At 70.8% G+C, this 12483-nt stretch carries 9 protein-coding genes; 6 read left to right on the plus strand and 3 right to left on the minus strand.

The features are described 5' to 3' along the window. Nucleotides 1-258 precede the first annotated feature (258 nt). Entirely contained in the window at nt 259-699 is a 441-nt protein-coding gene (locus ITJ68_RS03860; RefSeq protein ID WP_194659980.1) for a DUF3060 domain-containing protein, read from the plus strand. A 75-nt stretch (nt 700-774) separates the two neighbouring features. Here ITJ68_RS03860 and ITJ68_RS03865 read toward each other — a convergent pair whose 3' ends face one another. Beyond that, on the minus strand, nt 775-3120 hold the full coding sequence (locus ITJ68_RS03865) for a hypothetical protein (RefSeq protein WP_194659981.1): 2346 nt from the start codon (nt 3118-3120) through the stop codon (nt 775-777). Between the two features lie 116 nt (nt 3121-3236). On the opposite strand from ITJ68_RS03865, the gene ITJ68_RS03870 reads away from it, so the two are divergent. Further along, a complete protein-coding gene (locus ITJ68_RS03870; RefSeq protein ID WP_323743206.1) occupies nt 3237-4376 on the plus strand; it encodes a class I SAM-dependent methyltransferase in 1140 nt (379 codons plus the stop codon). 68 nt (nt 4377-4444) lie between these two features. Here the strand turns inward: ITJ68_RS03870 and ITJ68_RS03875 are convergent, their stop codons facing one another. Next, complete coding sequence (locus ITJ68_RS03875; RefSeq protein ID WP_194659982.1) at nt 4445-5275, minus strand: aldo/keto reductase; 831 nt, start codon at nt 5273-5275, stop codon at nt 4445-4447. A 76-nt stretch (nt 5276-5351) separates the two neighbouring features. Beyond that, nucleotides 5352-5771, minus strand: coding sequence for a pilus assembly protein CpaE (locus ITJ68_RS03880; protein WP_194659983.1), 420 nt, complete (start codon nt 5769-5771; stop codon nt 5352-5354). A gap of 228 nt (nt 5772-5999) precedes the next feature. Here ITJ68_RS03880 and ITJ68_RS03885 point away from each other — a divergent pair, with 228 nt between their 5' ends. From ITJ68_RS03885 to ITJ68_RS03900, 4 genes are all read left to right on the plus strand, one after another. Beyond that, complete coding sequence (locus ITJ68_RS03885) at nt 6000-8705, plus strand: glycoside hydrolase family 2 protein (protein ID WP_194659984.1); 2706 nt, start codon at nt 6000-6002, stop codon at nt 8703-8705. Between the two features lie 89 nt (nt 8706-8794). Continuing rightward, nucleotides 8795-10306, plus strand: coding sequence for a sugar transferase (locus ITJ68_RS03890; RefSeq protein ID WP_194659985.1), 1512 nt, complete (start codon nt 8795-8797; stop codon nt 10304-10306). A gap of 146 nt (nt 10307-10452) precedes the next feature. Beyond that, a complete protein-coding gene (gene tatA / locus ITJ68_RS03895; RefSeq protein WP_416354634.1) occupies nt 10453-10743 on the plus strand; it encodes a twin-arginine translocase TatA/TatE family subunit in 291 nt (96 codons plus the stop codon). Nucleotides 10744-11044: 301 nt separating this feature from the next. Then, complete coding sequence (locus ITJ68_RS03900; protein WP_194659986.1) at nt 11045-12454, plus strand: MFS transporter; 1410 nt, start codon at nt 11045-11047, stop codon at nt 12452-12454. The last annotated feature ends 29 nt before the right edge of the window (nt 12455-12483 follow it).

Below are 12483 nucleotides of genomic sequence, written 5' to 3' on the forward strand. Positions count from 1 at the left end.
ACGGGTCACTGGAAGATCGAGAAGTTCCTCGGTACCGGTGCGTACACGATCGACATCACGCAGAAGAACGTCTCGACCGGTGACGTCACCGGTGAGGCGAAGGGCCTGCAGTTCAACCAGCCCGCCTCCTGATCACCACCCTCATCGGCATCGACGTCCGTCGATGACCGCGGCCGGGTCCGGCACCAGCCGGGCCCGGCCTTCACGCTTCCCCCTCGCGGTACGACCACACCGTGAGCTCGCAGACAGGAACGAACAATGCGCACCACCACTCGGATCGGCATCACGATCACCGCCTCGGTCCTCGCGGCCGTTGCCCTCGCGGGGTGCTCGGGCAACGGCGACTCCACGGCCACCAAGACGCCCACCGCATCGCCCACCGTCGCGACCGCGACGGGCGGTGTCGCCGATGACACCGGCGCCTGCGTCGACCGGGTGTCGACGCCGATCAAGAGCAAGGCCGAGTTCTCGATCGACAGCTGCGACTTCGTCGACGTGATGGGCACCGGCAACACGATCACGGCGGGGAAGCTCGAGAAGCTCATCGTCGAGGGCGACGGCAACACGATCACGGTGAAGTCGGTGAAGGAGGTCACGACCTCGGGCAAGGACAACACGATCTACTACAGCGGCTCCGAGCCGACGCACCACGAGGTCGGCTCCGGCACGACGCTTGCACCGGTCTCGAGCAAGAAGTAGGAGCGCGAACGCGCACACCCGGCAACGCAGAACGCCCCCGCAGCCAAGAAGGCTGCGGGGGCGTTCTGCGTGGTGTCAGCGCGTGGGTGTCACGACGATCGGGTCCGAGACCTCTGGGGTGCCGGTGACCGGGGTCATCGTCACGGCGAAGCGGTAGCCACCGTTGCCGACGTACTTGCCGACCTTCCATGCACCAGTCGGGCCGACGACGGTCTCCACCGGTGCGAGCCCGGCGCCCGGGTCGATGTCGATGCGGGCGTCCACCGGTCCGGTGCCGGAGAACTCCAGCACGGTGTTCGGGGTGAAGGTGGACCCGGTCGTCGGTCCGGTGACGGCGAACGGCTGATCGGCGCTCGCGGGGGCCTGGTTGAGGCGGAAGCCCGTGACCTCACCGGTGGTGGTGCCTGCGGTGTTCGTCTGGGTGACGTCGAACGTGTAGGCGCCGGTGCCGAGGTAGCGGCTGGTGGTCCAGGTGCCGTCGTCACGGACCGTGGTCGTCACGTCGGCGGAGGCGAAGTTGCTCACGTGGAGGGTGACGGTGTCGCCGGGCGTACCGGTGCCGGTGAAGGTGACCTGCTTGCCCTTCTGGTCGGAGCCTGCGCCGGGGCTCGTGACCGCGAAGGGCTTCGTCACGGGGGCCTGGTTGAGGCGGAAACCCGTGACCTGACCGGTGGTGGTGCCTGCGGTGTTCGTCTGGGTGACGTCGAACGTGTAGGCGCCGGTGCCGAGGTAGCGGCTGGTCGTCCAGGTGCCGTCGTCACGGACCGTGGTCGTCACGTCGGCGGAGGCGAAGTTGGTCACGTGGAGGGTGACGGTGTCGCCGGGCGTGCCGGTGCCGGTGATGGTGACCTGCTTGCCCTTCTGGTCGGAGCCTGCGTCGGGGCTCGTGACCGCGAAGGGCTTCGTCGTGCCGGCGTCGAACGCGATGTCCCGCATGACCGAGGTGCGTCCGTCGGCAGTGGTCTGCGTGAACGTGATCTGGTACCCGTCACGAGCGGTGAGGTCGGCGTCCGCCTTCCACGTCCCGACGCCGGACCGCGAGCCGGTTGCCTCTGTGCGGAACAGCTGGTGGCCGTCCTGGTCCGTGGCGGTGATGGTCGCACCGGCCTCGGCCTTCCCTGAGAAGGCCCGCGCGCCGGGCTCGTAGGTGTTGTCGTCGGCGATGCCGTCGACCTGCAGGAGGCGGGGGAGGTGCACGCGCTCGGACGTCCCGCTGAAGTCACGGCCGTCGAAGACCAGGTTGACCATGTCGAGTTGCTTGCCGGTCGCGGCGGCGGCGATCGTGTAGCTCCACAGGGCATCGGCGCTGGTGGCATTCCCGACGACGCGGTCGCCGTCGAGGATCCAGAGCCCAGGAGCGCCGTCGTGCTCCCCGACCACCTGGATGCGCCCGTCCGGGTGGACGAACACGGACCGGAGGGACGGTGCGGCAGCAGCCGGGTCGACCGGCAGCTGCTCGAGTGCGACGGGCACGCGGGCCGACGAGGTGCCGTCGGCAGTGCGTCCGACGACGTAGACCGTGGAGTCGACACGGTCCTGCGGGAGCCGTGCGGCGTAGCCGGTCTCGCCGAGGTCGGCGTCGGCGATGGTGGTGCCGGCTTCGTCCTGCACGACGACCGAGTCCATGTCCTTCGCGACGGAACCCGCCACGACGAACGAGCCGTCGAGGACGCGCCCCTTCTGCGCGACCGTCGGCGCCTGCGGCGCGTCCGATGCCGCCGGCGAGAACCGGACGTCGCGGAGCTCGTTCGTCCGGCCGTCGGTCGTCGTCTGCGTGAGGGTGATCACGTGGTCGGAGGCGGTGAGGTGGGCATCGGCGTTCCAGGTGCCGGTCCCGTTGCGCGCCTCGCTGACCTCGGTCGTGAAGAGGGTGGCACCAGAGGTGGTGTCCTTCGCGACGACGGTGGCGCCGGCGGTTGCACTGCCGGCGAAGTGGGTGGTGCCGGGCGTGAACGTGTTCTGCTGCTGCAGTCCATCGATCGTGATGGTGCGGGGGATCGGGATCCGCTCGCCGCGGGTCTGGGTGCCATCGGCGGCGGTGTGTACCCGGATCACCTCGAGACCGGCGTCCTGCAGCCGGTTCTGCACCGTGATGAAGAACGCACCACCGCCGGTCGAGCGGTCGTACACCGTGTCACCGAGGACCAGCCAGAGGTCATCGCCGCCAGCGTCGCCTGCGAGGATCCGGGATCCGAACGGCGTGCTCCAGTCCTGGTGGAACGTCGGCGCCGTCAGCGAGGGGTCGACGGGCAGCGCGTCGAGGTCGGGAGCGTCCTCCTGCGCGGTGGAGTCCGACGACGAGGCGGCTGTGGGAGTGGTGGTGGCAGCGGTGGCGACCGCGGGCGTCAGCAGACCGACGCTGAGTGATGCGGTGACGATGCCGCAGACCACTGCGGTGGTGCGGAAGGGGGAGGGTGCCATGGGGGCTCCTTGTGTTGGGGGAACCAGTAGCATACGCACATGTGGTATTTGGGATTCGAGGGTATGCCGAGAGCAATGGGAACAACCGTTCCAGTGGCCCCGGGTACGCTGACGCGGTGCCAGACTTCGCCGACCGCTTCCGCCGCGACCCCGACGACGAGCCGGACCTCGTCGCCCTCGACGGCACGGACCGCTTCATGCTCGACGAGGCACCGCACGTCCACGGGGACGCGGTCCGAGCCCCGGGTGCCGTCGTCGTGGTCGACGACGTCCGCGGGTTCCTGACGCTCGGCCTCATCGCCCTGCACGGCGCCGCGAACGTCCGGGTGGTGCAGGACTCCCTCGTCGGACAGCGCGCGCTGCAGGCCAACGCTGGGACGTTCGGCCTGCGCGGGTTCCACCACCCCGACTCGTTCGAGGACGCCTTCCGTGACGCCCGACTCGTGCTCCTCCGGCTGACGAAGTCGCACGACCGCCTGGACGAGATCGCCCGCGCGGTCGCCCGCTTCGCCGCCCCGGACGTCGTGCTGCTCGCGGGTGGGCGGACCAAGTTCATGACGCTGTCGCAGAACGACGTGCTCCGGCGGTCGTTCGGGGACGTCGTGGCGTCACGGGGGCGTGCGAAGTCCCGGCTGCTCGTCGCGCAGGACCCGTTGACCGCCGCTGCGAACCGCGCCGCCATCACGTCGCCGTGGCCGAAGCAGGTGCACCTGGACGAGCTCGGCATCACGGTCGCGGCCCACGGCGGGGTCTTCGCCGGGGCGTCGCTCGACCTCGGCACGCGCGTGCTCATCGAGGCGATGGACGCCGCGGTGCCCACCGCCCGCGTCGCCGTGGACCTCGGCAGCGGCAACGGCGTCATCGCGACGGAGATCGCCCGGCGGCGTCCGGCGATCCGGGTCATCGCGACGGACGTGTCCTCCGCAGCGGTGCGGAGCACGCGGATGACGGCGGACCTCAACGGCGTCGGCGACCGGGTCACCACCGTGCGGAGCGACGCCGGTGACGAGCTCGACGAGGGCTCGGCGCAGCTGGTGCTGTGCAACCCGCCGTTCCACGCGGACACCACGGTGAGCACCGACGCGGCCGAGGCGATGTTCCGGAACGCGGCCACGATCCTCCAGTCCGGGGGAGAGCTGTGGTGCGTCTGGAACTCGCACCTGCGCTACCGGCCGGTGCTCGAGAAGGCCGTCGGACCGACCCGTCAGGTCGTGCGGACCGACCGCTTCACGGTCACGGCGTCGCGACGCCCCTGACCGACAGGACCGGAGATGCCGAAGGGCGGCTGCGCAGATGCGCAGCCGCCCTTCGTCGTCCCGCCGGATCAGGCCGGGACGTAGTCGAACGTGTCGGGGTCGGGGCCCGTGCGGTGCCCCTTGTCGAGCGTGGTGATGTCCGTCATGTCCTCGTCGGAGAGCTCGAAGTCGAAGATCGCGAAGTTCTCCTCGACGCGGGCACGGGTGACCGACTTCGGGAAGACGATGTCGCCGCGCTGGATGTGCCAGCGGAGGACGACCTGCGCCGGGGTCTTCTGGACGGCGCCGGCGATCCGGACGATGGTCTCGTCGTCGAGCACGAGGCCCTGGGCGATCGGGGACCAGGCCTCGGTCGCGATGCCGAGCTCACGGTCGACGGCGCGGAGCTCGTCCTGCGCGAGGTACGGGTGCACCTCGATCTGGTTGACGGCCGGCGGCACGTCCGTCTCGGCGATCAGGCGACGCAGGTGGTGCGCCTGGAAGTTCGAGACGCCGATGGAGCGGGCGGTGCCGGCGGCGTAGAGCTCCTCGAAGGCCTTCCACGTGGGGACGAAGTCCGACACGGTCGGGAGCGGCCAGTGGATGAGGAAGAGGTCGGTGTAGCCGCCGAGCAGGTCGGCCGACTTCTTGCCGTTCTCCAGCGCGAGGTCGTGGTCGTGGAAGCCGTTGTTCAGCTTCGAGGTCACGAAGATCTCGGAGCGGTCGATGCCGGACTCCGCGATGGCCTCGCCGACCTCTTTCTCGTTGCCGTACATCTCGGCAGTGTCGATGTGGCGGTAGCCGACCTCGAGCGCGGCCAGTGTGGCTGCCTTCGTCTCGGAGGGATCGATCTGGAACACACCGAAGCCGAGCTGCGGGATGGTCTTGCCGTCGTTGAGTGTGATGTTCGGAACGGTCATGAAGCCAGACAACCAGCCCGCACCCGACGCGCACCCCAGCAACACCCAGACTCAGAGCCGACGGGGGGTCGTCCCCCTACGCCAGCGCCGCCGCGATGTACGCCGCCAGCGCCTGACCGTAGGCGATCGCCGGGTCCTCGGCCGCGAACGTCCGGTCGACCCCGGCGATCGTCGCGGTGACGGTGTGCACGACCCGCTCCCCGGCGGCGACCCGCGTCAGGCCGACGAACGCCGGCCCGAGGAGCTCGCGGAGCTGGTCTTCGCGGGGCAGCCAGAGCGACTCGTCGGCGGTGACGGAGTCGAGGGCCCACTCGGTCGTCCCGTTGAAGCCGAGGATGGTGCCGGAGGGGTGGTCGTGACGCTCGACGGTCATCTCGGAGACGGTGTAGACGTCCTCGTCCACGCCGGGCTTGTCGATGACGAACCGGTCCCCGGTCTCGGGGTGCCAGCGGAGTCCTGCGTCGCGGAGGGTCTTGGCGAGTTCGACGGTGATCACGACACCAACCTGCCACGCTCGGGCGGTACACGTGTTCCGGATGGCAACCCGTACTAGCATCGCGGAGCACCCATCGTGCGCGGGCCGTCGACGCTCCGCGCGCGCGACGCGACGACGCCCGGACGACCGGTGCCGTGCCTCCAGGCCGTTGACCGGCCACGGGACGGAACCGAGACGGGCCAGACCGCGGCGGACCGCACCAGCGGCCCGTCCAGAGAAGGACCCCGCATGACCCTCGACCGCGAGGAACTCCGCGACGCCTGGACGGTCTCGATCGTCGAGGACAGCGCCCCGGCCGGCGTGCCTCCGGAGGTGCGCGACGCGCTCCGCGGCGCCGGGATCAGCGCGACCGTCCCCGGTCAGGTGCACACGGACCTGGAGCGCGAGGGCCTGCTGCCGGACCCGACCCACGACCGGAACGAGGCCGCCACCCGCTGGGTCGGTCGTGCGGACTGGACGTACCGGCGCACGGTCGACGTCGACCCGCGCGGACACGAGCGCGTGGACCTGGTCTGCGAAGGCCTGGACACCGTGACGGAGCTGACCGTCGACGGCGTGCAGATCGGCGCCACCAGGAACATGCACCGGCGCTACCGCTTCGACCTGCTCGACGCCACGGGCGGCAGCAACACCGCCACCGAGCGCGAGCTCGAGATCCTGTTCGAGTCGCCGTACCGCGAGGCCGGCCGGGTCGCCGCCCGCGCCGGCAGCATGCCCGGCCCGTACGACGAGCCGTTCCCGTACGTCCGCAAGATGGCCTCGAACTTCGGCTGGGACTGGGGCCTGACCGCGGTCACGAGCGGCCCGTGGCGCGACGTCGCGATCGAGCGCTGGTCGACCGCACGCCTGCGCGACGTCCGTCCACTCGTCGACGTCGAGGCGGGCGAGGGCGTGCTCGACGCCCACATCGCGTTCGAGCGCTCCGGCATGAACGACCTCGACCAGGACGGCGAGGACGACGACCTGGTGCTCGTCGTGACCGTGTCCGGCGAGACCGTCGAGGGCACGAAGACCCGGCAGCGGTCGCGCGCGCAGGTGACCCCGAAGGAGAACGAGACCGTCGTCACGGTCCGGATCCCCGAGGCGCGTCTGTGGTGGCCGCGGGGCTACGGCGCACAGCCGCTGTACGACGTGTTCGTCGAACTGCAGACCGTGGAGGGCGAGGTCCTCGACCGACAGACCTTCCGCACCGGCTTCCGGTCGACGCGCATCGACACCACGCCGGACCAGATCGGCCGTCCGTTCAACATCCACGTCAACGGCACGCTCATCGACGTCCGCGGCGTGAACTGGATCCCCGACGACGTGATCGTGTCGCGCGTGGACCGGCAGCGGTACCAGGGCCGTCTGGCGGCGGCCGCCGACCTCAACGCGAACCTGGTGCGGGTGTGGGGCGGGGGCGTCTACGAGTCGCACGACTTCTACGAGGCCTGCGACGAGCTCGGCCTGCTCGTGTGGCAGGACTTCCCGTTCGCCTGCTCCGCCTACCCCGAGGACGAACCGCTCCGCAGCGAGGTCGTCGCCGAGGCCCGCGACAACGTCGCCCGGCTGTCCCGCCACCCGTCGCTCGTGGTCTGGAACGGCAACAACGAGAACATCTGGCTGCACGACGCCGACGGCTGGGGCGACGAGCTCGGTGACCGCGGCTGGGGCCTCGACTACTACCTCGACCTGCTCCCGACGATCGTGGACGCCGTCGACCCGTCGCGCTTCTACACGGTGGCGTCGCCGTGGTCCGGCTCCGAGTCGCTGCCGGCGAACGACGTCGACCACGAGACCCACCACTCGTGGGACGTCTGGAACCGGCTGTCCGACGACCACTACCGCGACTCGGTGCCGCGCTTCGTCTCGGAGTTCGGCTGGCAGGCGCCGCCCGCCTGGCGCACGCTCCGCGACGCCGTGTCGGACGACCCGATGACGCCGACGTCACCAGGGGTCGTGCACCACCAGAAGGCCGCCGACGGCATGGGCAAGCTCGCACGCGGTCTGGAACCGCGTTTCGGCACCGTCCCCGACGGCGACCTGGACCGCTGGCACTGGCTGACGCAGCTCCAGCAGGCCCGCGCGATCGCGACGGGCGTGGAGCACTGGCGGTCGCACTGGCCGCGCAACACGGGCGTCATCGTCTGGCAGCTCAACGACCTGTGGTCGGTGTCGTCGTGGTCGGCGATCGACTCGGCGGGGCGGCTCAAGCCCCTCGCGCACGAGCTGCGTCGTCTGTACGACGACGTCCTGCTCGCCATCCGTCCGGTGTCCACGGTGCGGACCGCGCCCGGTGGCGCGCCGGCGGACACCGCCGGTCGGCCTGGAGGCTCGGACCAGTCGACCGCGTCGCTGCCGGTCCCCGACACGGCCGGGTCCACGGCACGTGGGGACACCGCGGTCATCGACCGTCCGGTGGCACCGATCGAGGTCGTCGTGCGCTCGACCCGGCGGGGCCTCGACAGCGTGGTGCGCGTGCGGCGGATCGACATGGCCGGGCAGACCCTGGCCGAGGTGCACCTGCCCGTGCGGCTCGACGGCGCGGGGGTAGGGGTCGTCACCCTGCCCGAGTCGGTCGGCATCGTGCAGGACCGCACCGGCGAGCTCGTCGTCGCGGACATGGACTGGCGTCGTGCGGTCTGGACCCCGTCGGCGGACAAGGACATGCGGTGGCAGCCCGCGCACTACCGCGCCGCGTTCTCCGAGGCGGAGGACGGCGACGGGCTCGAGCTCGTCATCGAGGCGGAGTCGCTCGTGCGGGACCTGCTCCTGCAGCCCGACCGCGTGCAGCCCGAGGGCACGGTCGACCGCGGGTTCATGACGCTGCTGCCCGGGGAGCGGGTGTCGTACCGTCTGCGCGGCGTCACCGAGGCCGACGTGCCACGTCTGACCGAGGGACCGGCGATGTGGACCATCGACCGCGAACTGTCGATATCCGACATACCACAGTGATATCCTGGGCGTCGCGCCGCTGGTGACCGGTACCCGTGGTCTCGGCGCACGGGACGGACGACCTCCTTCCCGCTCGTAGGAGGCCCCTGATGTCACTCGCGATCCGCACGGTTCCCGCAGCACGCCCCGAGTCGCCCCCTCCTGCTCCGCGATCGGCCCGGCGTCGAGTCGGCGGTGCCGGGATCGCCGTCGTCGACCTCGTCCTCCTCCTGGTCGCGTTCACGGTCGCGCACTTCGCCCGGTTCCCGTGGGAGCTGTCCGGTGGTGCGGTGGACGCCGGACGTCTGGAGATCCTGGTGGCCCCGGCGGTCGTCATGGTGTGGATGGTCCTGCTCTCCGCCTTCCGGACGCGTGACCCGCGCATCGCCGGGGTGGGCGGCGACGAGTACCGCCGCCTGGTGACCGCGAGTCTGGTCACCGGTGCCCTCGTCGCCGTCACGGCCTACGCGGCGAGCATCGACATCGCGCGGGGATACGTCGCGATCGCCTTCCCGGTCGGGCTCCTGCTGCTCGTCGTCGGGCGCAAGGTCGTCCGGACGCGGCTGGCAGCCCGTCGTGCCGCCGGCGACCGGTTGATGGACGTCCTGCTCGTCGGTGACCTCGAGGACGTCCGCTACGTCGGTCGTCGGATCGCGTGCAGTCCGGGTGCCGGGTACCGGGTCCGTGCCGTCGTCACCGACTGTGAGCCCTCGGGGTCCGAGGTGCCGCTCGGCTCCGCGACCGCGACCGCGACGGCGACGGCGACGGCGACGGCGACGGTGCCGGTCGTCGGTCGGGTCGCGGACGTGCTCGACCTGGCGAGGACCTCGGGCGTCGCCGCGGTCGTCGTCGCCGGGGCGATCGCCGGCGGGCACGAGCGACTCCGGCGGCTCGGATGGCAGCTCGAGGAGCTCGGCGTCGAGCTCGTGGTCTCGTCCCCGATCGCGGACGTCGCCGCCGGCCGCGTCCACGAGCGACCGGTCGACGGGCTGCCGCTGATGCACGTCGAGACGCCCGTCTACACGCGCCGGTTCGGCAAGCGGATGCTCGACGTGGTCGGTGCCGGTGTCGGGCTGCTGCTCCTGTCGCCCGTCTTCGCGGTGCTCGCGCTCGTGATCCGACTCGACGACGGCGGCCCGGTCTTCTTCCGACAGACCCGGGTCGGGCGGGGCGCCACCGAGTTCTCCATCCTGAAGTTCCGCACCATGTGCACGGACGCCGAAGCCCGCATGGCTGCCCTGCACCGGGAGAACGAGGGCGCCGGACCACTGTTCAAGATGAAGGACGACCCGCGGGTCACGCGCGTCGGGGCGTTCCTGCGACGGACCTCGCTCGACGAGCTCCCGCAGCTGTGGAACGTCCTCGTCGGCACGATGAGCCTGGTCGGACCCCGTCCCGCGCTGCCGCGCGAGGTCGCCCTGTACGAGGACTTCGCCGACCGCCGACTCCTGGTCACCCCCGGCATCACCGGGCTCTGGCAGGTGAGTGGCCGGTCCGACCTCGACTGGGCCGACGGCGTCCGGCTCGACCTGCACTACGTCGAGAACTGGTCCTTCGTGCACGACCTGGTGATCCTCGCGCGGACCATCCCGTCGGTGCTCCGGTCCCGCGGTGCCTACTGACCGCGGTTCCTGAGCGGGAGGTGACCGTTCGACCCCCTGTTCTGGGCATCCAGCGCCGACCGAGTTACCATTGGACGAACACGGGCTTCCGCCGGGTGGATCGACGATGACCCGCTGACGGCGAACAGTTCCAGAATCAAGGAGTCATGATGCTCGGAAACCTCACCGGTATGCACCTGCTGATCATCCTCGGCATCGTGGTGCTGCTGTTCGGTGCGACGAAGCTCCCGGCCCTCGCCAAGGGCCTCGGCCAGTCGATCAACATCTTCAAGAAGGAGATGGACATCGACGACAAGAAGAGCAAGAACGCCGACGGCACGGTCCAGAACACGACCGTCGACCCCACTGTCCCGCAGACGCCGGTGGTCTCCCAGGCCCCCGTCGTGAACCCCGGCCCCTCGGCTCAGCCGAACGCCACCACAGACCACCGGATCTGATCCGGCCCTGCCCCGTTGCTGAAGCCCCGGTGATCCCACACCCGGGCTTCGTCATGCCCGGCGCTGTGCACGCGCGTTGCTGAAGCCCCGGTGATCCCACACCGGGGCTTCGTCATGCCCGGCGCTGTGCACGCGCGTTGCTGAAGCCCCGGTGATCCCACACCGGGGCTTCGTCATGCCCGGCGCTGTGCACGCGCGTTGCTGAAGCCCCGGTGATCCCCCACCGGGGCTTCGTCATGTCCGGGTGACCTGTGACCGCCAGGACCACGCGGTCGGGGCCCAGGGGGCGGATGATGACGGGATGACCTCCTCGCCCGCCCCGGTGCACACCGCGCCACTCCGTGACGACCGCCGCGTGGTGCTCGTCGTCGCGATCCTGTCCTCGTTCGTGGTGGGCCTCGACTCGAGCGTCGTGAACGTGGCACTGCCGGCGATCCGGACGGAGCTCGGCGGGGGACTGGTCGTGCAGCAGTGGACCGTCGACGCGTACCTGGTGACGCTCGGGTCGCTCATCCTCGTCGCCGGCTCCCTGTCGGACCTGTTCGGCCGGGTGCGGATCATCACATGGGGGCTCGTCGTGTTCGGCATCGCCTCGATCGTGTGTGCGATCGCCCCCACCGGTGAGGTCCTCATCGTCGCGCGGGCACTGCAGGGCGTCGGTGGTGCCCTGGTCACCCCCAGTGCCCTCGCGCTCATCGTGGCGGCGTTCCGCGGTGCGGCGCAGGCGAAGGCGATCGGCACGTGGACGGCGTGGTCGAGCGCGGCGTCGATCCTCGGTCCGGTCGTGGGCGGGCTGATCGTGGACGGCATCGGCTGGCGCTGGATCTTCGTCGTCACGGCGGTGCCGATCGCGGTGACGATCCCGCTCGTCCGCCGGATCTCCGGGGACGTGGTCGCCGGGCACCGTCCGCGCGTGGACGTCGTCGGTGCGGTGCTCGCCGTCGTCGGGGTCGGCGGTGTGGTGCTCGGGCTGATCGAGCAGGAGCGCCTGGGCTGGGGCTCGCCGGTGGTCGTCGCGGCGCTGGTCGTCGGCGGGGCGGCGCTGCTGGCGTTCGTGCCGTGGGAGCTCCGGGTGACGCGGACCTCGGGCGCCCCGCTGGTGCCGCTGGAGCTGTTCCGCGCCAGGAACTTCGCGGTGGGGAACATCGCCACGCTGTCGATCTACGGTGCCCTCGGCATGGTCTTCTTCGTGATCACCCTGTTCCTGCAGGAGGTGTGGGCGTTCCCCGCGTGGCTGGCCGGCCTCGCGACGCTGCCTCCGACGGTGGTGCTCCTGCTGCTCTCGACGACGGTCGGCGGCCTGGCGGGGCGGTTCGGCCCGCGGTGGTTCATGGCGGCGGGGCCGGCGGTCGCGGCCGCCGGTGCACTGCTCATGGTGACGGTGGGTGACGACCCGTCGGGGTACTGGTTCGCGGTGCTGCCGGGGCTGGTGCTCGTCGGGCTCGGGATCACGCTCATGGTCACCCCGCTGACGAGCGCGGTGCTCGGGTCCGTGCCGCAGTCCGAGGCCGGCGTCGGCTCCGCCGTGAACAACGCCGTCGCGCGCATCGCCGGTCTCGTGATGGTGGCGCTGGCGGGTGTGGTGCTCGGCGGCGAGGTGAGCGTCGGCGGAGTCCACCGCGCGATGGTCGTGATGGCCGTCCTGCTGCTGGCGGGGGCACTGGTGAGTGCGGTCGGCATCGTGAACGTACGATCACGCGAGGCGGAATGACTGCCAGCGTTGTAAACTTGAGCCAGTAG

Origin of the sequence: Curtobacterium sp. VKM Ac-1395 (assembly GCF_015350975.1) — a bacterium.
Classification (GTDB): Bacteria; Actinomycetota; Actinomycetes; order Actinomycetales; family Microbacteriaceae; genus Curtobacterium.